This is a genomic window from Prevotella sp. 885, from assembly GCF_002265625.1.
Taxonomy (GTDB): domain Bacteria; phylum Bacteroidota; class Bacteroidia; order Bacteroidales; family Bacteroidaceae; genus Prevotella.
Genome location: NZ_NOVE01000007.1, coordinates 33,754 through 55,144, shown reverse-complemented (window position 1 = coordinate 55,144; position 21,391 = coordinate 33,754). Strand labels below are relative to the sequence as shown.

General features: G+C 51.5%; 21 protein-coding genes. 12 read left to right on the top strand and 9 right to left on the bottom strand.

The features are described from left to right. Positions 1–41: 41 nt before the first annotated feature. Both porV and ispF read left to right on the top strand, forming a co-directional pair. Complete coding sequence (porV, locus tag CHL74_RS04275) at positions 42–1,220, top strand: type IX secretion system outer membrane channel protein PorV (protein WP_094879929.1); 1,179 nt, start codon at positions 42–44, stop codon at positions 1,218–1,220. A 5-nt stretch (positions 1,221–1,225) separates the two neighbouring features. Beyond that, positions 1,226–1,708 carry a 2-C-methyl-D-erythritol 2,4-cyclodiphosphate synthase gene (gene ispF / locus CHL74_RS04270; protein ID WP_094879928.1) on the top strand — a complete coding sequence of 161 codons (483 nt, stop codon included), beginning with the start codon at positions 1,226–1,228 and terminating at the stop codon, positions 1,706–1,708. A gap of 74 nt (positions 1,709–1,782) precedes the next feature. On the opposite strand, the gene CHL74_RS04265 is transcribed toward ispF, so the two are convergent. Next, complete coding sequence (locus CHL74_RS04265; RefSeq protein ID WP_094879927.1) at positions 1,783–2,796, bottom strand: acyltransferase family protein; 1,014 nt, start codon at positions 2,794–2,796, stop codon at positions 1,783–1,785. Positions 2,797–2,848: 52 nt separating this feature from the next. Further along, positions 2,849–4,708, bottom strand: a complete 1,860-nt coding sequence (locus CHL74_RS04260; RefSeq protein ID WP_094879926.1) for a DNA polymerase III subunit gamma/tau — start codon at positions 4,706–4,708, stop codon at positions 2,849–2,851. Between the two features lie 121 nt (positions 4,709–4,829). Between CHL74_RS04260 and CHL74_RS04255 the strand changes: the two genes are divergently transcribed. From CHL74_RS04255 to CHL74_RS04225, 7 genes are all read left to right on the top strand, one after another. After that, complete coding sequence (locus CHL74_RS04255) at positions 4,830–5,174, top strand: FtsB family cell division protein (RefSeq protein WP_094879963.1); 345 nt, start codon at positions 4,830–4,832, stop codon at positions 5,172–5,174. Further along, positions 5,158–5,598: a hypothetical protein gene (locus CHL74_RS04250; protein ID WP_094879964.1), complete on the top strand. Its 441-nt coding sequence runs from the start codon at positions 5,158–5,160 to the stop codon at positions 5,596–5,598. The genes CHL74_RS04255 and CHL74_RS04250 overlap by 17 nt, the downstream gene beginning before the upstream one ends. A gap of 95 nt (positions 5,599–5,693) precedes the next feature. Further along, a complete protein-coding gene (locus tag CHL74_RS04245; RefSeq protein ID WP_094879925.1) occupies positions 5,694–6,488 on the top strand; it encodes a DUF4369 domain-containing protein in 795 nt (264 codons plus the stop codon). An 81-nt stretch (positions 6,489–6,569) separates the two neighbouring features. Continuing rightward, positions 6,570–7,907: a dihydroorotase gene (locus CHL74_RS04240; protein ID WP_094879924.1), complete on the top strand. Its 1,338-nt coding sequence runs from the start codon at positions 6,570–6,572 to the stop codon at positions 7,905–7,907. Between the two features lie 3 nt (positions 7,908–7,910). Beyond that, a complete protein-coding gene (locus tag CHL74_RS04235; RefSeq protein ID WP_094879923.1) occupies positions 7,911–8,723 on the top strand; it encodes a vitamin B12 dependent-methionine synthase activation domain-containing protein in 813 nt (270 codons plus the stop codon). A 51-nt stretch (positions 8,724–8,774) separates the two neighbouring features. Further along, positions 8,775–9,935 (top strand): metallophosphoesterase, encoded by a 1,161-nt coding sequence (locus CHL74_RS04230; protein ID WP_094879922.1) that lies wholly within the window; start codon positions 8,775–8,777, stop codon positions 9,933–9,935. 29 nt (positions 9,936–9,964) lie between these two features. Beyond that, the gene (locus tag CHL74_RS04225) at positions 9,965–10,723 is read left to right on the top strand and encodes a lysophospholipid acyltransferase family protein (RefSeq protein WP_094879921.1); all 759 of its coding nucleotides are present in this window, start codon (positions 9,965–9,967) and stop codon (positions 10,721–10,723) included. A 404-nt stretch (positions 10,724–11,127) separates the two neighbouring features. Here the strand turns inward: CHL74_RS04225 and pyrH are convergent, their stop codons facing one another. The 4 genes from pyrH to asnA form a co-directional block, all read right to left on the bottom strand. Further along, positions 11,128–11,838, bottom strand: coding sequence for a UMP kinase (gene pyrH, locus CHL74_RS04220; protein WP_094879920.1), 711 nt, complete (start codon positions 11,836–11,838; stop codon positions 11,128–11,130). A 43-nt stretch (positions 11,839–11,881) separates the two neighbouring features. Continuing rightward, entirely contained in the window at positions 11,882–12,622 is a 741-nt protein-coding gene (locus tag CHL74_RS04215) for a biotin--[acetyl-CoA-carboxylase] ligase (RefSeq protein ID WP_094879919.1), read from the bottom strand. Positions 12,623–12,643: 21 nt separating this feature from the next. After that, the gene (locus CHL74_RS04210) at positions 12,644–13,021 is read right to left on the bottom strand and encodes a YraN family protein (protein ID WP_094879918.1); all 378 of its coding nucleotides are present in this window, start codon (positions 13,019–13,021) and stop codon (positions 12,644–12,646) included. Between the two features lie 95 nt (positions 13,022–13,116). Beyond that, positions 13,117–14,154, bottom strand: coding sequence for an aspartate--ammonia ligase (asnA, locus tag CHL74_RS04205; protein ID WP_094879917.1), 1,038 nt, complete (start codon positions 14,152–14,154; stop codon positions 13,117–13,119). A gap of 324 nt (positions 14,155–14,478) precedes the next feature. Between asnA and nadB the strand changes: the two genes are divergently transcribed. The 3 genes from nadB (at position 14,479) to CHL74_RS04190 (ending at position 17,406) form a co-directional block, all read left to right on the top strand. After that, positions 14,479–16,068 (top strand): L-aspartate oxidase, encoded by a 1,590-nt coding sequence (gene nadB, locus CHL74_RS04200; RefSeq protein ID WP_094879916.1) that lies wholly within the window; start codon positions 14,479–14,481, stop codon positions 16,066–16,068. Positions 16,069–16,095: 27 nt separating this feature from the next. Further along, positions 16,096–16,491 (top strand): FMN-binding protein, encoded by a 396-nt coding sequence (locus tag CHL74_RS04195; protein WP_094879915.1) that lies wholly within the window; start codon positions 16,096–16,098, stop codon positions 16,489–16,491. A 126-nt stretch (positions 16,492–16,617) separates the two neighbouring features. After that, a complete protein-coding gene (locus CHL74_RS04190) occupies positions 16,618–17,406 on the top strand; it encodes a four helix bundle suffix domain-containing protein (protein ID WP_254923215.1) in 789 nt (262 codons plus the stop codon). Between the two features lie 136 nt (positions 17,407–17,542). On the opposite strand, the gene CHL74_RS04185 is transcribed toward CHL74_RS04190, so the two are convergent. Genes CHL74_RS04185 through CHL74_RS04175 form a run of 3 tightly spaced genes read right to left on the bottom strand, consistent with a single transcriptional unit; the run spans position 17,543 to position 21,371 of the window. After that, the gene (locus CHL74_RS04185; protein WP_094879914.1) at positions 17,543–19,519 is read right to left on the bottom strand and encodes a TonB-dependent receptor plug domain-containing protein; all 1,977 of its coding nucleotides are present in this window, start codon (positions 19,517–19,519) and stop codon (positions 17,543–17,545) included. A gap of 15 nt (positions 19,520–19,534) precedes the next feature. Further along, on the bottom strand, positions 19,535–20,329 hold the full coding sequence (locus tag CHL74_RS04180; protein WP_094879913.1) for an HmuY family protein: 795 nt from the start codon (positions 20,327–20,329) through the stop codon (positions 19,535–19,537). A gap of 37 nt (positions 20,330–20,366) precedes the next feature. After that, positions 20,367–21,371: a hypothetical protein gene (locus CHL74_RS04175; protein WP_094879912.1), complete on the bottom strand. Its 1,005-nt coding sequence runs from the start codon at positions 21,369–21,371 to the stop codon at positions 20,367–20,369. Positions 21,372–21,391 lie beyond the last annotated feature (20 nt).

The window sequence follows — 21,391 nt, the reverse complement described above, 5'->3', positions numbered from 1 at the left end:
AAGAACGTTTTAATAATAAAACAAGAAAGACTAAAATAAGAATGAAGCAAGACATAAGACTCGCGGCCATTTCGCTATTAGCCTTGATGGCATTGCCATCTATAGCCGACGAAAAGAAGGATATGTTCCGTCCGGAAAACGCTTCCGTGACGTCACAGTCGATAGCGCCTGACGCAAGGGCAGGCGGTATGGGCGACATCGGTGCCGCCACTGACCCTGACGTCATGTCGCAGTACTGGAACCCTGCCAAGTATCCATTCTGCATCTCACGTGCAGGAGTGGCGCTCAACTATACTCCGTGGCTGCGTCAGCTTGTCAGCGATATGGACCTTGCCTATCTCGCAGGATATTACCGCATCGGCGACTATTCAGCCGTATCGGCGTCATTGCGTTACTTCTCGCTCGGTGAAGTCTACACCAATTCGGGCTCTACTAACGACAATTCGATGACCATCAATCCCTACGAGATGTCGATGGACGTGGCTTACTCGCTTATGCTTAGCGAGAAATTCTCCATTGCAGCTGCCGTGCGCTGGATTTATTCCGACCTTACATACGACTATAGCGACGACACATCGCCGGGATCAGCGTTCGCCGTTGACCTTGCAGCATATTATCAGAACTACATCAATATCGGACAGCGTGAGTGTCAGCTCGGTTTGGGTCTTGATATCTCGAACATCGGTTCGAAGATCAACTTCGGCGGTGACGACAATTCAGAGTTCATCCCTGCCAACCTGCGTCTCGGTGCATCGCTGATGATTCCCATTGATGAGTACAACCGCCTCACCATCGCAGCCGATGCCAACAAGCCTCTCGTCCCCACCATGCCTATCAAGGGCGCCAATGAGAGCGACGAAGACTTCGAGGTGCGCAAGCAGAAAGACTACTATGACCTGTCGTCCATCAGTGGCATCTTCAAGAGTTTCGGCGATGCGCCGGGCGGATTCAGAGAGGAGATGCAGGAGATACGTTGGAGCGTAGGTGCTGAATACGTCTATAATGACAAGTTCGCGCTGCGTGCCGGTTATCATCACGAGTCGGAAAACAAGGGTAATCGTAAGTACTTCACAGTGGGTGCAGGATTCAAGATGAACGTATTCTCGCTCGATGCAGGTTACGTTATAGCCACGGCAAAGTCGAACCCGCTCGACCAGACACTACGTTTCACGCTGTCCTTCGATATGGACGGCATAAAGGATCTCTTTAAACGCAGATAAAAATCATGAAGATAAGAACAGGATTCGGATATGACGTCCACAAGCTGGTGGAAGGTCGCGAGCTTTGGCTTGGCGGCATAAAGCTCGATTATGAGTTGGGATTGCTCGGTCATAGCGACGCTGACGTACTCATACATGCCATCTGCGACGCCTTGCTTGGCGCTGCCAACATGCGCGACATCGGCTATCACTTCCCCGATACAGCTGCCGAGACGCTTAACGTGGACAGCAAGATATTGCTGGCAAAGACCATTGACCTCATCGCCACAAAGGGATATCGCCTCGGAAATGTGGACGCCACGGTATGTGCAGAGCGTCCAAAGCTCAATCCCCACATTCCGCAGATGCAGCAATGCTTGGCAGAAGTGATGCATACAGACATAGACAACGTATCCATCAAGGCCACTACAACGGAGAAACTTGGATTCACTGGACGTATGGAGGGCATCTCTGCATACGCTGTGGTGCTTATTGAGAAGGAAGACTAATGGATAAAAGCAAAAGAGCAGGAGCTTCGGAAACGTCCGAAACTCCTGCTCTTTTGCTTTATATCCCCTTTTATTCAGCTTTTAATACGCCATTTTCCGAATACGAATGGCACGTATTTGTATAATGCCCAGACGAGTATTGCCGTCAGTATATATACAATAAGGAAGACCGGCAGAACGGTCAGATAACACCCGTTGTATGCAAAACCTAAGCGTTGAAGTGCCATGCTGACCGTCAAAGGCACGCCGCCGCAGAGGAAATAGAAGCCGAGCGAGCGTATTCCGGTCCACTCCATCAGGCGCATTCTTGGCAGACGCTTGCATATAAGTATCAGCAATGCTGCTCCGCAGACGGTGTCTATCAGGAACATAGGATAGCAGTCGATGTTGATATACCATTCTGTCATGCTCACATCGTAATACATCTCCCATGTCTTTATTCCGACAAACGGCACCGACAGCAGCCCTATGGCAAGCGGCGGGCTGGTTATACAGCCGTCTATAGTCTCTTCATGCTTATGATAGGCATAGCCGATGCTGAGATAGAACATGGCTTGAAGGGCATTGTCAGCCTGCCAAGGGAATGGAGGATTGCCTGCATAGGGCATAAACATGGAAGCGATGAGGCCGGTTGTTCCCACCGCCAGTAGCGCCAAAGTCCTGCCTTTCGTCAGCCGTATGGCGATACTGAACAGCATTTCGGCAATGAACAGTGCCGCCACAAACCACGAAGCCTTTCCCGATAACACGTTAATAAGCATGTCAGCAATATTGAAGCTCAGTCCGTGCGCCAACGATTTGGGTAGCGCCATGGCTATGGTGAATATCAGGTAAGGCAGCAGAAGCCCCTTTATAATAGACCTTATCTTATTCTTCAGGCAGAATCCTGACCGCTTATACATCAGATACCCCGACAGAATGAAGAAGGTGGTAAGCGCATTCGGGACATACAGTTCGTAGGGCAGGACGTTGGTGTCTGAATAATAGATGTCCGTATGGTCATACAGGATGGCTGTCATACATATTCCACGCACAACGTCCGCCCAATGTTTTCTCTTGCTGCCCATCGCTGTTTCTGACTTTTCCATTTCTCTTATACGTTCTTTCCTTAACCGTTACGTCTCCATTATCCTCTTTTTCCTAAACCATTTGCAAGCCGAACGCCTCGACGAATGCGGCAAATTCCTTCTGCTTGGCGAGTTCGTCGAACACCTCTTTCTTCGTCAGACGCTTCTTTATCTCCTCCGGCGCCGCAAGTCTGAGAGTTATTTGGATGTTGCCGTTATGCAACGCCAACGCCAACGTAGCGCGGATACGTCCCTTTATATTGTTGATTTCGTCAAGGAGCAGTTGGTTGTCCGCCACGATTTCTATCTCCGGGAAGGCGATAATGCGTAGCGTGACGTTCTTCATTCGCGACGCCAGACCAATCATCTTCTTCGGCATACGGTTGCACATCGACAGCCATTGCAGCTCTAACATGTCCTGCGAGAACTCCTCGTTCTCGTCCTTGTTGGTCACCTCCACTTCCTTTTGGGCAGTCCTTTCCTCTTTCTTTTTCAGCGATTGGAAGGTTACACCGAGTCCGGAAAGCTTCAGCGGTCTGCCCATTGGCGACGGCGAAGCGGCAGAAGCCGGGGTCTGAGCGCCTGCTGGTGTTACCGGAGCTGTCTGAGCGCTGCCCGAATTGGTTGCGGCTGCGCCCTCTTGCGGTGCAGCATTGGCGTTGTCAGCCGTCCCTTGCGGGTATGCAGCATTTGAGGAAGCAGCATTAGCCGCTGCTCCCTGAATGTTTTCACCCGGAGCAGCCACCTGCTGGACCGCTTTATTCCGGGGCTTTTGAGTAAGAAGTCGGAACAGGATTTTCAGCTGTTTGGGGCTACGCCCCGCGCCATCCGCATCCTCCGGTTGCGTCAGCTGAGCCACCTGAATGAGCGTCAGCTCCACAAGCAGACGCTTGTTGCTGCTCTGACGGTAGGCGAGGTCGCACTGATTCATTATCTTCAGTGCCTGATAGAGGAACTTCGCCGGGCATTTCTTAGCCTGTTCCTTATACTGTGTCTTCTGTCTTTCGCTCACCTCCAGCAGCTTAACGGTCTGCTCATCCTTCGCCATGAGCACGTTACGTACGTGTGATGCAAGTCCGTTGATGAGGTTTCCGCCGTCAAATCCCTTCTCTATTACAGAGTTGAGCAACAGCATGATGTCGCTCACCTTGTTCTCCAAGGCAAGGTCGATGATGCGGAAGTAGTTGTCTGCGTCCAGCTCGTTGAGGTCTTCTATTACCTTGGCGTACGTGATGTTGCCCTGGCAGAAGCTGGCTGTCTGGTCAAAGATGGAGAGAGCGTCACGCATGCCGCCGTCAGCCTTCTCCGCTATCACCGCCAGCGCCTCCTCCTCGTAAGTGATGCCCTCCTTCTGCGCCACCATCTTAAGGTGTGCGATGGTGTTCTCCACCGTCATGCGCTCGAAGTCGTAAATCTGGCAACGTGAGAGAATCGTAGGCAGAATCTTGTGTTTCTCGGTGGTGGCGAGAATAAAGATGACATGCTTTGGCGGTTCCTCGAGAGTCTTGAGGAACGCGTTGAATGCAGCCGTGGACAGCATGTGCACCTCGTCGATGATAAACACCTTGTACTTGCCCACCTGCGGCGGGATGCGTGTCTGCTCCATGAGCGACTTTATCTGCTCCACGGAGTTGTTGCTGGCTGCGTCCAGCTCGAAAATGTTATACGAACGCTGCTCGTTGAAAGCGCGGCAGCTCTCGCACTCGCCACATGCTTCGCCGTCCGCAGTAGGATTGAAGCAGTTGATGGCTTTAGCGAAAATTCGCGCACACGTCGTCTTTCCCACTCCTCTCGGTCCGCAGAACAGGTAGGCGTGCGCCAGCTTGCCGCTCTTAACGGCGTTTTTGAGCGTCGTCGTAAGCGAAGCCTGTCCCACAACGGAGTCGAAAGTCATCGGACGGTACTTGCGCGCCGATACGATATAGTCTTCCATATAATGATATGCTAATACTGTTGTAGATGGTTTTCTATATACAAAAGTACTTAAAAATTCATACTTTCGTGTAAGAAAACGGAAAAATTGTAGTAAGTTTGCAGTCAAAACAATGAAACAGATGAGTCGTTTAAAACCAATCCTTGACCTCATTAGCCACTACAAGTATGCTATAACCATCATCATTTGTGTGTTGCTCGTCGGCTTTGTCGATGAGAACAGCTTCATGCGCCGCACCCAACTGGAGATGCAAATCAGCGACTTGGAAAGCGAAATTGAGAAATACAACGCACAGAATGAGGCGAACATGAAGCAGCTCAAGGCACTCGGACAAGGTCCGGACGCCGTAGAGAAGATTGCGCGTGAACGCTATTTCATGCACACGGACGACGAGGATATCTACGTACTCAGCGACGACCCCAAACCAGATAACGAAAATACAGACAATGATGAAACAGCTGAATAAGACACAGAGTGCGCTCTTCCTTATCGGTGGAGTGCTGATGGTTATCGGAGCAGGATGCTTCGCGTTCCTTTACGAGCAGCAAGTGGTGTGTTGGATCTACCTTGTGGGAGCATTATTGTTCGCCACCATGCAGGCTTTGCAGACATACGAAGGTACTGATCCGACCGTAAAGCGCCTGAAGCGCATCATGACTCTTGCTGATTTCTTCTTCGTGCTCTCCGGACTGCTCATGGTGGACAACGCCTACATGTGTCTGCGCGACGCATTCACCGACTGCATCACCTATCTGCAGCTCATCTACAACAAGTGGGTGTTGTTGCTTCTTGTGGCTGCCATCCTCGAAATCTACACCATGCACCGCATCTCACATCTCCTTAAAAAGGAAGAAGACAGGCTGCCAGATTCTGAAAAAAATCTAAATTAAGAATAATCATCATTTAAATCTCATAAACAACCGCAATTTATTCGGCAATACGTTGTACCTTTGTGTAACAAAAAAAGACCGATACATTAGCATATATGAATAAAATACTCTACGCATTATTGATTGTCATGGCTGTTACGTCGTGCGCCAACTCGTATAATATACAGGGAACGTCAAATGTGTCTACACTTGACGGACGAATGCTGTATCTTAAGGTTCTGAAGAATAATGACTTCAAGAACATCGATTCGTGCGACGTCGTTCACGGACAATTCCAGTTCTGCGGAACATACGACACCGTACGAATGGCGAACATCTTTATGGACGACGAGAGCGTCATTCCCGTCGTAATAGAGAAGGGCGACATCACTATAAGGCTGGACAACACGCAGCAGACGGTAAGCGGAACGCCGCTTAACGACGAACTCTTCAAGTTCTTCAACCGCTATAACCAGATTAAGAATCAGGAGTCAGAGCTGCTCCACACTCACGACCGCGCCATTATGAACGGTAGCGACATGGAGATTGTCAATGCCAAGCTGCGTCAGGAGGCAATGAAGCTGTCTGAACAGGAGGACAAGCTCGTCACCACTTTCGTGACAGACAACTTCGACAACGTGCTCGGTCCTGGCGTCTTCTTTATGGTTACCATCGGCAATCCTTATCCGGAGCTTACACCATGGATAGAGGATATATGGAGCAAGGCCACAGACAAGTTCAAGAACGACCCCTACGTAAAGGACTATTACGAGAAGGCGCAGGAGAATCAGGCCATCATGAACGGCATGAAAGCGCCCGTACAGCAAGCCCCAAATCCCTCAATGACCCAACAGCCAATGCCCGAGGGACCAACGCCTAACCAAATGGCGCAGCCGTCAGGAGCGCAGTAAGGGGCAAGAGCAGATAATAACAAGCAATAACGATAATAACAAGTAATAAGCAATAACGATAATAACGACAATACTCTTAATATGAAGACATTAATATACGGAGGAAAAGTCGTGGAAGAAGGCTGCTCACGCCTTGCTTCGGTCGTTGTCGACGACGACATCATCACAGACATCATCGACGGAACAGAAATGCCCCGTGGCAACTACGACAAGATCGTGGATGCCACGGGGTGTATTGTTTTACCCGGAGTGATTGACGACCATGTGCATTTCCGCGACCCTGGCCTGACACAGAAGGCTGACATTGAGACCGAGAGCCGTGCAGCAGCTTACGGCGGCGTCACATCTTACTTCGACATGCCCAACACCAAACCGCAGACCACCACCTTGGAGGCTCTGGACAACAAGATGGAGGAGGCGGCGAGACGTTCGCACGTCAATTACGGCTTCTTCATCGGTGCCACTAACGACAACATCGACACCGTTTGCGACATTGATCCGCACCGTGTGCCGGGCATAAAGCTGTTTATGGGCTCCAGTACGGGCAACATGCTCGTCGACAAGCGCGACGTGCTGAAGGCGCTCTTCCAGAGAGCCACACTTCCCATCATGGCACATTGCGAGGACACCGACATCATAAACCGCAACATGGAGAAGGCGAAGGCTAAGTACGGTGCCGACCCTGACGTCATCCATCATCCCGAGATAAGGTCGGAAGAGGCTTGCTATGAGTCCACCCGCACAGCCGTAGAGCTTGCCACCGAAGCAGGAGCACGGCTCCACGTGGCTCATCTTACCACGGCACGCGAGCTGCAACTCTTCGGCAACAACCCTCGCATCACGGCTGAGGCTGTCATAGCCCACCTCTTCTTCTCGTCGTCAGACTATGAGCGTCTGGGCACACGCATAAAGTGTAACCCTGCCATCAAGACCGTCAACGACCGAGACGCACTTCGCAAAGCGCTCTCCGACGGACGCATAACGACCATCGGCACAGACCACGCGCCACACCTCCTTGCCGACAAGGAAGGCGGATGCGCCAAGGCAGCGTCAGGCATGCCGATGATTCAGTTCTCGCTCGTGGCAATGCTCGAGCTTGTTGACGAGGGCGTGCTGACCATCGAGCGCCTTGTGGAGCTGATGTGCCACAATCCAGCCCGACTCTTCAGCGTCAGCAAGAGAGGATTCATCAAGAAGGGATATAAGGCGGACATCGCCATCGTAAAGGCTGGCGAACCTTGGACCGTCACTCCCGAGACCATACAGAGCAAGTGCGGATGGAGCCCGATGGAGGGCCATGCCTTCCGCTGGCGCGTCGTCAGCACCATCTGCAACGGTCGCATGATATACGACAACGGCACGTTCGACGGTGAAAGCCGTGGCGAAGCGCTGATGTTCAGGACGGACGAAACGGCTTAAAGCATGACTGAGCGAAAAGATTATGCCATAAACTCATTGCGTCCGTACATAAACTGGCTCTACTTCTATCATGCCTGGGGGCTTTCCGGCAAGCCGCAAGCCGAGAAGGACAAGATGCGGAAGGAGGCAGACCGAATGCTCGACGTGCTGGACGCTCGCTACATGACGCACGCCGTATTCGGTGTGTTCGACGCCAACAGCGACGGCGACGACATCATCGTGGGCACCGTGCGCATGCCGATGCTCAGACAGCAGTATGTGGCTGACGCATCCGGACCATATCTCTCCCTCGCCGACTTTGTCAGACCTCTCTCGTCCGGCGTGAAGGACAAGGTGGGAGCCTTTGCCACCACCGTGGACACGGAGATGGAACACGACTATCTGAAGGACGACTTCAAGCGGATGCTCGTCCAGACGTTGGCGGACCGCTTGGCGGAAGCCACGGCTGAGGTGATGCATCTGGAGGTGAGAAAGACCTATTGGGGATACGCGCCCGACGAAAATCTCTCCATAAGCGAGTTGCTGCGTGAGGATTTCCAAGGCATACGTCCCGCCGTTGGCTATCCCTCCATGCCCGATACGAGCATGAACTTCCTCATCGACTCCTTGATAGACATGAAGCAGATAGGGATTAGGCTGACGGAGAGTGGGGCTATGAAGCCGCATGCCTCTGTCTCCGGGCTGATGTTCGCACATCCTAAGGCGCATTACTTCGACTTGGGCAAGATAGGCGAGGACCAGCTTCGCGACTATGCACGTAGACGTGGCATACCTGTGGAGCTGGCAAGACGCTTCCTTGCGGCAAGATTGCAATAGGCGGTGCCTATTGCAGTTTTGAATTTTGAGTTTTGAATTTTGAATTAATAGATGATAGCAAGAATATCAATAATAATACTGCTGGTCACGCTTCTGCCTGACATTTATATATATCGCAGATACGTGAAGCGCAGGTTGGGGAACGTATGGGCACGCATTGCGTGGTGGCTGCCGACGCTGCTGATAACGGTTTCCACCATCAGCGTGTCGCTGACGCGCGACTTCGCCCCGCACAACCTCACCCTCTTCAACACCTACCTCTTCATCACCGCCCTCGTGGTGCTGCCGAAGCTCACCTTCGTACTGTGCTCCTTGGCGGGACGACTGGCAAGGCGCATGCTGAAGCTCCGTCGCAATTGGGGCAATTACGTAGGACTGGTCCTCGTACTTGGCGAACTCTACATCCTCTTCCACGGCACGATGGTGGGCACCGACCGTCTGAATGTCCGTCAGGTAACCATCGAGTTCGACGATCTTCCTAAGGCGTTCGACGGCTATCGCATAGCCCAGTTCACCGACGTGCATCTCGGTTCGATGAAGGACGAGTTGATGTTGCGTGCCGTCACAGCCATTGACGACATGCGTCCTGACCTCATCGTCTTCACAGGCGACATCCAGAATATGGGTCCTGACGAACTGCCTCGCTTCGCGCAGACCCTCAAACGCCTGAAGGCAAAGGACGGCGTGATGTCCGTACTCGGCAATCATGACTACAGCCGTTACGTCAATCTGCCGCTCGACGAAGCCCTGCGCAACGAGCGGCTTACGCGTGACTTTGAGACTTCCGTGGGATGGCAGCTGCTTCTTAACGACAACCGCATTGTCCGACGCGGCTCTGACTCCATCGTCATAGCCGGAGGCGAGAACGACGGACGCCCGCCGTTCCCTGCCAAGGCAGACCTCAAGAAGGCCATGCGCGGCATCCACGCCAAGTCGTTCGTAGTGATGCTACAGCACGACCCCTCTGCTTGGCGCCGCCACATACTGCCGCAGACCAATGCGCAGCTGACGCTCAGCGGACACACGCACGGAGGACAGATAAGCCTGTTCGGACTTCGCCCGACAGAACTTGTAGGGAAGGAAGACGACGGGCTCTACGCCGAAGGCAAGCGCAAGCTGTTTGTCTCCACCGGACTCGGAGGATTCATCCCCTTCCGATTCTATATGAATCCGGAAGTTGTGGAAATAACCTTGAAGAAAACCAATAAGTAATCATCCTAAGATAATAAAAAAGAAACATCATGAAATATCTATATCGACTTTATCAGCTGTTCATAGCCCTGCCGCTCATCGCCGTCTACACCGTGCTGACATCCATTGTGGTAATCATCGGCTGCGCCATCGGCAACGGTCACTTCTGGGGATATTATCCCGGCAAGCTGTGGGCACAGTTCATCGTACGTGTGCTTCTGCTGCCCGTGAAGGTGGAAGGCCGCGAGAACCTAAAGAAAGGCCAGTCATACGTATTCGTGGCTAACCACCAAGGCTCCTTCGACATCTTCCTCATCTACGGCTTCCTCTGCCGCAACTTCAAGTGGATGATGAAGCGACAGCTGCGCCAGATACCCTTCGTGGGCAAGGCATGTGAGTCTGCCCACCACATCTTCGTGGACAAGCGCGGACCGAGCCGCATCCGCGAGACCTACGACAAGGCTCGCCGCACCCTTCAGGGAGGCATGTCGCTCGTGGTGTTCCCCGAGGGCGCACGCACGTTCACTGGTCACATGGGAGTGTTCAAGCGTGGCGCCTTCATGCTTGCTGACGACATCGAGCTGCCCGTTGTGCCCCTCACCATCAACGGTTCGTTTGACGTGATGCCAAGGATGCGCGACATGAAGTGGGTGACATGGCATCCGCTGAAGCTGACCATCCACAAGCCCATCATGCCTATAGGCAAGGGCAGCGACAACATCAAGCACCTCGAAGAAGAGAGCTATAAGGCTGTGATGTCAGCCATCACGCCCGAATATCAGGGATTCGTGGAGAACCCTGACCAGTAATGTTATCCGAAACCGCCACTTTAGTGACCTCACACCGAACGAAGTGAATGCTTACACCGAACGAAGTGAATGCTCATATCGAACGAAGTGAATGCTTACATCGAACGAAGTGAATGCTTATATCGAACGAAGTGAGAGGCCGAAACAAATGTTTTGTGTCAGCAATAGTAACGGTTTTGTAAGAGAATAGGTCTTGTTTGACTTTTTTAGACAAGAAGACAGGTTGAATCCTATCAATTCAATCAGCGCCGTGTCCTGAAGGGACACGTATCTATCAAGAAACCCACTGCAAGCTGCGAAGGAGCGCAGCTTGCAGTGGGTTTCTTGATATAGGTCCCGCTCCGCGGAACCCGTAGCTAATACTCAATCTGCTCGCATTTGTGTGTGCGTGACTATGGCGTTTTTTAGTTATGCACCAGCGTACCGATGGGTTCGCCGTCCATAACCTTCTTGAGATTGCCCACGATGTCCATGTTGAATACGTAGATGGGGAGATTGTTCTCCTTGCACATGGTTGTGGCGGTGAGGTCCATCACCTTGAGACCGCGAGTGTAGATCTCGTCGTATGTGATGTCTGCGAACTTTGTGGCAGTCGGATCCTTCTCCGGGTCGGCTGTGTAGATGCCGTCCACGCGTGTGCCCTTGAGCATAACGTCAGCCTCAATCTCGATGCCGCGAAGCGAAGAACCAGTGTCGGTGGTGAAGTAAGGCGAGCCTGTACCGGCAGAGAAGATGCAGACGTAGCCTGCCTCCATAGCCTCAATGGCCTTCCACTTCGAGTAGAACTCGCCGATTGGCTCCATGCGGATGGCTGTGAGCACCTTTGTCTTTACGCCGATGGCGCCGAGAGCAGAGCTGAGAGCGAGCGAATTGATGACTGTGGCGCACATGCCCATCTGGTCACCCTTCACGCGGTCGAAGCCCTTGGAAGCTCCGCTGAGGCCGCGGAAGATATTGCCGCCGCCGATTACGATGCCTATCTGCACACCCATCTCGTGCACTTCCTTAATCTGCTGTGCATACTCGCCCAGACGAACGGGGTCGATTCCGAAACTCTGTTTGCCCATGAGGCTCTCGCCGCTGAGCTTAAGTAGGATTCTCTTAAATCTTGACATTTTTCTTTTATATGATTATGTTTATACGTTTCTGATTCGTTTTTTATCTCAGGACAAACCTTACTTCCTTGAGCGAGTAGGCGCGTTGCCGTCCGTTCTCGTCCGTAAGACGCAGCATTCCGTCCGTTCCGACGTGGTCAATGCTGGCGAGGAAGGTCTCGCCGGTGGCTGTGTCCTCGTAGCGGTGCAGGCCGAAGCGTCTGTAGAGCGCATCGTTATATTCGCTTACGATGGCGTCCTTGTCGCCTTCCACGACCCGTTGGTAATAGGCATCAAAGGCTTCGGCAAGCTCGTTCGCCACTCTTTCTATCGGCGTATAGAGTCCGGTGATGTTGAGGAGCGATATGGGATTAGGCGCGTCGCTGCGGAATATCTCCTGATTGACGTTCAGCCCGATGCCGAAAATGCAACGTGTGATTTCCTTTCCCGACACGGCAGTCTCGATGAGCGTGCCGCTAATCTTGCTGTCGAACCAATAGATGTCGTTAGGCCACTTCAGCTTTATGGCTCCGCAATAGTTGTCGAGCACGGATTTCACGGCGAGTGCACCAGCCATTGACAGCACGAACTGTTCGGTTATGCGCACCCCCTTGGGGCTTGTCAGAATGGACGTGAGCAGGTTTTCGCCCGCATTGCTCTCCCACGAGTTGCCCTTCTGTCCGCGTCCAGCCGACTGAAAGTCAGCCCTTACCATGACAAAATGGTCGGGTGCGGGAGTGGGACAGTCCTTCAGATAGTCGTTGGTGGACGTCGTGACGTCGAGGTGTATCATTTCTTTGTTCATGTCGGTGAGGATTTTAGTTGCTTAATAAACCAGGCACGGATTGAATGCGTCTTTCACATGCTCTATCTCCGCTACGTCCTTATTTCTGCCTACGATGGCTATAATGTCGAAGCGCAGCAGGTCAGCGATGTTGAACTGCTTGACGAAGGCGTTGGCGCAATATCCGATACTGCGTATCTTGCGTATGTCCACAGCGTCCTCCGGCTTGGTGATGATGTCGCCCGAGCGTGTCTTCACCTCCACGAACACCACCTCGTTGCCCTCCGGCGACCGTACAATGATGTCGAGGTCGCGGTGGCCGAACCGCCAGTTGCGCTCCATTATCTGGTAGCCGTTCTTTCTAAGGAAGTCGGCAGCAAGCTCCTCTCCCCATTTTCCCGTTTCGTTATGTTGGGCCATACGCTCGTTGTTTTTCGCAAAGGTACGGCAAAAAATCCGGTTAATCGAATCGAATGTATATTTATTTTATAATCATATCAGTCCTCAGCTGCTGATTATATCAGCGGCATGCCGAGCCTCTTGCATTCTTCACGCATTTCCTTAGGCCAGATGCTTGCCTGTATTTCGCCGATGTGCGCTTTCTGGAGGAGCACCATGCAGAGACGGCTCTGACCGATGCCGCCGCCGATGGAGAGTGGCAGTTCGCCGTTGAGCAGACGCTGATGGAAGTAGAGCTTCTCGCGTTCTTCCTCGCCCTCCTCCTTCAGCTGGCGCAGCAGAGCCTCACGGTCAACGCGGATGCCCATGGACGATAGCTCGAAGGAGCGCTCAAGGACAGGATACCAGATGAGGATGTCGCCGTTGAGACCCGCGCGTCCGTTCTCAGCCACGGTGGACCAGTCATCATAGTCAGGGGCGCGTCCGTCATGCTTCTTGCCGTCAGCCAGTTTTCCACCGATGCCGATGATGAACACGGCGCCGTATTCGCGGCAGATGGCATCCTCGCGCTCCTTCGGTGTCAGTCCGGGATACATCTGCTGGAGCTCCTCGCTGTGTACGAAATGGATTTTCTCGGGAAGGAAAGGCTTGATGTTGTCATATGTCTCGCAGACGAGAAACTCGGTTCGTCTTATGGCAGCATATATCCTCTTCACCACGTCGCGCAGGAAAGCAAGCGTGCGGTCCTCCTTGCGGATGACAGCTTCCCAGTCCCATTGGTCGACGTAGAGCGAGTGCAGATTGTCCAGCTCTTCGTCGGCACGGATGGCATTCATGTCCGTATAGATGCCCGCTCCCGGCTCTATGCCGTAGTCGGCAAGAGTCAGACGCTTCCATTTTGCGAGCGAATGCACCACCTCCGCCTTCTCGTCGCCGAGGTCTTTGATGGGGAACGTAACAGGACGCTCCACGCCGTTAAGGTCGTCATTGATGCCAAGGCCTTTCAGTACGAAGAGTGGAGCGGTGACGCGGCGCAGATGCAGCTCAGTGGCAAGGTTCTGCTGGAAGAAGTCTTTTATCAGTTTGATGCCCTGCTCGGTCTTGTGTACGTCGAGCAGGGCGGTGTAATGTTCGGGATAAATAAGTGTGCTCATATATATAATGTGTTTTGTCTTTAATTGAATAGATATAGGCAAATGTCGCCTTTTGCGTGATGCAAAGTTACGCAATTAATTGTTTATTGACAAGCGGAGTGGTATGTTTTATTAGCAAAGTGTTTATATTGTTGCTTAATTTGTGGCATTTGGATAGTTGCAACGGGTGTGATGCTTGCTTTTTATAAATCAGAAAACGTTGATAACATGTCAATAATGTTAACATACGGTAACGTAAAGGTTAAACTTAGTTATTGTCGTGGTATCATAAAATAAGGTTTCGCCAAAAATTTCTACTTTTGTGAGTCATTTATAACAAGACCGATGGTTTTCAAATACGACTTTCTAATTATTGGCGCCGGTGTAGCCGGCATGAGCTACGCCTTGAAAGTGGCCCGCGCACACAAAGGAAAGGTGTGCATTATCTGCAAGACTTCGCTTGACGAGGCAAACACTTCGTTTGCCCAGGGAGGTGTTGCCTCAGTGACTAACCTCGCAGTCGACAATTTCGACAAGCACATAGAGGACACAATGATTGCGGGCGACTATATCTCAGACCGTAATGCTGTGGAACTGGTGGTGCGTAATGCTCCGGCACAGATAAAAGAACTGGTGAAGTGGGGTGTGAATTTCGACCGTAAGGAAGACGGCGAGTTCGACCTTCATCGTGAGGGCGGACACTCTGAGTTTCGCATCCTTCACCATGCCGACGACACGGGAGCTGAGATTCAGCGCGGCCTGATGGCTGCCGTGCGTGCATGTCCGGACATCGACATTAAGGAAAACCACTTCGCTGTGGAGATTATCACACAGCACCATCTCGGAGCTCGCGTAACGCGCCGCACCCCACATATTAACTGCTATGGAGCTTACGTGCTCAATCCGGAGACGGAGAAGGTGGACACTTACTTGAGTAAGGTGACGCTGATGTGTACGGGCGGTTGTGGCGCTGTATACCAGACCACCACTAATCCTGTTATCGCAACGGGTGACGGCGAGGCTATGGTATATCGTGCCAAGGGAACGGTGAAGGACATGGAGTTCGTGCAGTTCCATCCGACGGCGCTTTATCATCCCGGCGAGACTCATCCTGCCTTCCTTATCACTGAGGCTATGCGCGGTTACGGCGGCATATTGCGTCTGCCTAACGGCGAATCGTTCATGGAGAAGTATGACAAGCGCCTCTCGCTTGCTCCGCGTGACATCGTGGCTCGCGCCATCGACAAGGAGATGAAGATACACGGTATCGACCATGTTTGTCTGGACGTTACGCACAAGGACCCTGAGGAGACGAAGAAGCACTTCCCCAATATATATCATAAGTGTAAGACAATAGGCATCGACATCACGACTGACTATATTCCTGTTCGTCCAGCAGCTCACTATATGTGTGGCGGCATTAAGGTGGACCTTAACGGACAGTCGTCCATCGAGCGCCTTTATGCCATCGGCGAGTGTTCTTGCACAGGACTTCATGGCGGCAACCGTCTTGCCAGCAACTCGCTCATTGAGGCTGTGGTTTATGCCGATGCTGCTGCAAAGCATTCATTGGAGCATATCGATGAGTATGACTTTAACGATAAGGTTCCGGCATGGAATGACGAGGGCACGATGACCAATGAGGAGAAGGTGCTTATCACGCAGAGCGTGAAAGAGGTGGGCGAGATAATGTCAAACTATGTTGGCATTGTTCGTTCTGACCTTCGTCTGAAGCGTGCCTGGGACCGTCTGGATTTGCTTTATGAGGAAACAGAGGAACTGTTTAAGCGTGTGAAGGCAAGTCGTGACATCTGCGAGCTCCGCAATATGATTAACGTGGGCTACCTTATTACACGTCAGGCCATCGAGCGCAAGGAATGTCGCGGACTGCATTACACGACAGACTATCCGCTTCACGCCTACGACAAGAAATAAATCTTTCCTGACACAATACGTCTGCTTATGAAACAGAATGTTTGGTCTGTGGCTGTGGCTTGCGCCGCTTTCGCTCTGATGAGCTTCTGCGTCAGCAAGAACGCCATAAAGTACAATAAGGATGTTGCCGTAATTAATACGTCTTCAATAGTGAAGGCGCGTGGATATATGGGCAATACGCCTGTGAAGATTTTCGTTCGCAATAATAAGATAGTCAAGATTGAGTCGCTTCCTAATCAGGAAACTCCGGCTGTATATGCCAAGGCAGAAGAGCTTCTTAAGCGCTTCGTCGGCAAGTCGGTGGATGAGGCTTCAGCCATGAAGGTGGACGGCGTTAGCGGTGCCACATATTCATCAAAGGCTCTTATACAGAACGTAAAGGGTGGACTGAAGTATTATAAGGATAATAAGAAGTCTAAATAATCGGGGCGGTTTGGCCTTTATTAATAGGACAGGCTTCCTTGATAAAAATGATAATGGCAAGCAGCAGCTCATGCAGTTGTAGCTTGCCATTATTTGTTTTTCTTAATTACTACTAACATTACATCTATGGACATTACTAACCTTACATCTATGGACATAGCAGACAACAATAACAATGTTCCTTCTGTGCTTGGCAGACAGACCAAGTGGGAGGACCTTTTCTTTTATCAGAAGGCTGACGTTATTTATCAGCTATCGTTTGTCTTCTGTGACAGATTCATCCATCTTTATAAGGACCGCACTCGCGATCAGGTCATTCAGGCTGCCCGTTCCTGCAAGCAGAACATTGTGGAGGGGCTGGCTGACGGTGTGACGTCTTCAGAAATGCAGCTGAAGCTGCTGAATGTGGCAAGAGCCTCGCTGAAGGAACTGCGTGAGGATTTTGAGGATTATCTCAAGTCGCGTCATCGCGAGTTTTATGTAGCGGGGGAGGAGCGTTATGACGTAATGCTTGATTACTGCAGCCGTCATAACAAACTGAAGGATTATGAGCCTTTCTTCCAGACATGGAGTGACGAGCAGATGTGTAATTATGCCTTAACGCTTTGCCACATGATAGACCGTATGATGATGTCTTTTCTGAAAAGGCTGGAAAGGGAGTTTGTGACGGAAGGAGGCATCAAAGAACGCATGCACAAGGCACGGACTGGCTACAGACAGCAGCAGGACGCTCGCCTCAAACAACTGGAGGCTGAGCTGCCTGTTATGAGAAAGGAGCTTGACGAAGCACGTGCCGCTGCCGAGAAATGGAAGGCTGCTTACGAAGACCTTAAGCAAAGAGCGCTTAAGGCATATTACAAGCAGCAGGAAGAGATAAAGAGGCTGAAGAACTTGCTGGGGGAGGAGGGGCTTTAAGCCCTTCTGGCATCTCTAACCCTTCTAGCGTCTCTAGCTTTTCTAGAAGCTCTAGAATGTCTAGAAGAGCTAGAACGTCTAGTCTCTCTAGACCGTATAGAAGAGCCAGACCGTCCAGAGCCTAAAGAGAAGCCTCCTAAAACAGCTTGTCAATGTCCACTCTCAGCCCCACTTGCAGTGTGGTGCCGTCCGTTAGCGGACAGTTCAGATAGTAGTGTTTTGGGCGGTAGTTCAGGAGGTTGTCAAGAGCTGTGGTCAGCGTTATGGCTTTGCCGATGCGCTGCACGAGCGACAGCTTCCAGATGGTGTAAGCAGGATACTTGACGCTTACGGTTCCTTCGCTCACGTCATAATAGTTCTTATACTCCACGTTTTTGCTTCCAGAGAGAACGCGTCCGCTTATTCCAGCGCTTATCCCGTAATTCTTTGTGAAGTCATGATCGTAGTCGAGACGGACGTTTACGGCGTGCTTGCGGGCTGGGATGTACTGGTTGTTGATGGTGTTGCCGTCCTTGTCCTTTGCCAACTGTTCGTTGGTGTAGGCGTAAGTGAGGCGTGCAGACAGACCGTTGTCCCATCTTCCCTGGGCAGCCAGTTCGCCGCCACAAACACTATACTCGCCGAGATTGGCATAGGGGAGGTAAGGCAGCTTGTCCGTTGGAGTCTTAAAGTAAGGAGCTGCGGTGGAAAGTTTGTTGGTGACGTGGCTGTAAAGAACCGAAGCCGTAACGTTATATTGTCCCTTCACCATTTCCACAGAAGCGTTAAAGTTGTGACTCAGTTCCGGCTTCAGGTTCTCGTTACCCTCAACAATCCAAATACCAGCCATATCAAAATTATAGTATTTCTCCTTCAGCGACGGCGCTCTGAATCCCATGCCGTAACCTGTGCGGAGAGTGATGTTGCTGCAAGGACGATAACGCACGTTAAGCTTTGGCGTAACGCGCGAATTCTGACCGTCAGAAAGATAGTCATAACGCAATGCTCCAACCACCTCCAGCTTTGACGTCACCATCCAGTCGTACTGTGCGAAGACATCGAAGCAGTCCTGCTCTCTCTTCTTGTTCTCAAGGTTGGTATTGAACAGGTAGTCATGCATATAGTCTGCGCCGACGGTAAGCATGTCGCCGTTGTCGAACGAATGATTGTAAGCGGCACGGAAGGAGTTTTGCACGTTGCTGTAATCGCGGATGTCCAGTCGGCGACGGGTCTGATAGTCCGACTTGTCATACTGGTCGAAGGTGTAGCCCACCTTCAGGTCGTCCGCGTCAGAGATGTTCCAGCCAAGCTTCAGTCCACCCGAGAAGTCGCGATAACGCTCCGGAAGGTCTGCCGTACGTGCTGTCTCGCGGAAGAAATAGCCTGCACGTGCTGTCAATGACAGCTTGTCTGTCGGTACCCATGTAAGCTTGTCGCCAATATTGACAGTCTTGCTGCCATAGATGGTGGAGATGACACGCGTAACAGGATTAGGCGCACTGGTGACGTTATAGTTGTCCATCGCCGTACGTTCAGCCGTGAGCAGATTGTGCACGTGCTTGCCTTTAAGTCCGAACGACGTGCCATAACGCTGTTCGCCATGTTTCGAAATGCGTCCGTTGACGTTCAGCGTCCAAGGTTTTGAAGGCTTCTTGGTTATGATATTTATAACTCCACCGTTGGCATTGCTGCCGTAAAGAGCCGAAGCCGCACCCTTCACAATCTCCACACGTTCCACGTTGTCCATGGAAAGGCGTGAGAAGTCGATGTCGCCACTGACGTCGCCAGCCAGACGTTCACCGTCAACAAGGAACAGCACGCCCTGTCCTCCGAAACCGGAGAAGTTGAGGTGTGTCTGCTGGTTCATGGCGTATGAAAACTCAGCGCCTGGTATTTCCTGCTGTAGCAGATCCTGCACGTTGGTGGCATCAGTACGTTCGATGTCGCGTGAGGTGATGAGTCGGGTCTGGATAGGAGTGTCCTTGAGCAGTTTCGGTGTGCGTGTTCCGGTTACCACCACCTCTTCCAGCATGTAATTGCGCATGATGGAGTCAGTGAAAGCCTCGCTTGTCTGTGCGGCAAGCGGCAGCGCTGAACAGCAGACGGTGGCGATAAGAGCGTTTTTCTTTATCATTATATTATTAATGTATTAATAAGGATACTTATAGTTGATGGTCATGAAGCACTTCTCTCCTTGCGGCGAAAGATAGTTGTTGAGTTGGAGAGCGGCGTAGGTTCCGTCGTTGAGTCGGAGCACAAACACACGGCTGTCCATTGAGAACTCTGGCGGCATTGGCGGCACCTTTACGATGAGCCATGACGAGAGCAGGCGGTTTATCTTTATGCCCTGCGACGGCACCAGACCCAACAGCATCTTCTCCTGTCCGTCCCAAACGTCGTTCTCTGACCATTCGTCCTCCGTGAAAGTCATTCCGTCGAAAGCCTCAGACGACTCAGGCAGTTCGGCCATCGACTTGCAGTTGGTTCGCAGAACGGCTCCACCATTCGTGCGGACATTGTTGCGATGAATGGCTATGGTCCATTCTTCAGGTTCTTCCTGTGGATCGCAAGGCGTAAATTCGCGAAACTCGCTCTTCGTTATTCCCTCTCCGAACACATCAAACCAGTACATATACTGTCCCGACTTGCCGTCCGACTCCTTTGTCAGCGTCATCGGAATGGGATAAGTCTCAGGCTCCATCTGTGCTTTCTGCAGCCCTTCCTCGTCGCCGCTCTCTGCCAGACGCTGCAGCTTCTTGAGGTCAAAGTAGTGCCAGTCGGTCCAGCTCGTTGCGTCCATGAACAGCTGTCCCTTTGCAGCCACAATCTCCTTGTCTGGTTGGTCGTATATATCGTCGAGAATGCCGTTGCAGGCAGTGGTGGTAAAGATCACCATGCATGCAACGGCAAGTCGGATGGAATATTTGAGTGAATACTTTAACATTCCTGTTATTTCAGTGTTTTTATTCTTTGTTTCTGCTTTATTTTCTAAGGTATTTCTTGCCGTTGATGATGACAATGCCCTTATAGTCATCGCTCACACGCTGTCCGGCAATGTTGTATGCCTTACCGTCCATAGGCTTGTTGTCTGTCTTTACGGTGTTGATGGCGGTGGTGTTTACATTGAATGTCGATACGATGTCGAACGGCATTGCACCCATCTGGAACTTGTTGATGATGGAAGTAACCTTTGTACCGTCATACTTCACGAGGATGTTGTTGTCCTTCTTGCTGTTGAAGACATAGTCGCCGTTAATTGTGGTATTGCCGTCCTTCTCTGCCGAGAAGTGGAATGTGAGACCGTCGTCCTTATAGTCGCGATAGAATCCACCCTGCTCGCTGTCATAAACCAGTCCCTTAACAGTGTATGCTCCAAGCGAAAGGTTGCCGATAAGAGTGTTGTCGAGTGTGTAGGCCGGAACAGTCACATCCACCTTCTCCACGTCGCCGTCCTTATACTTACGTACGTTGTAGGTGACGCTGCTGTTTGTGTAGGTGTAAGCGCTGCCGATGCAAACGCTGATGGCATCGGTTACTGACTTGACGTAATATCCCTTGACGGTATAAGTTACGGGGAAGGGCATTGAGCCGTATGTGAAAGTGGCGCTAAGGTCAAACGAGTTGTCTGCCATATTGTAAGTGGCGCTCAATGACGAACCCTTAATGGCTTTCTCCTTACCGCCTACGTTGATAGTGGCGCTGAACTCCTGTGAAGGAAACTCCACCACATGATTGGCACCCATCGTGAATGTGGCTCCCTTAATGGTAAACGAAGGAATGGCAGCCATGCCCTTCATCTCTGGCAAAGTGATGTCGCCGGATGTAAGGTCGTTCATCTTGAACTGTATGGTGTCGCTCTCGTTGTTTACGTCCATTGTTGAAACTTTAGCGTTAGACGCTCCCACGAAAGACATGGGTGTGTGCTGTTGGGCTGACATTGAGGCTGCAGTGAAGGCTGCAAAGAGGAGAGTAAAAATCTTCTTCATATTCTTATTGTTTTTATTTT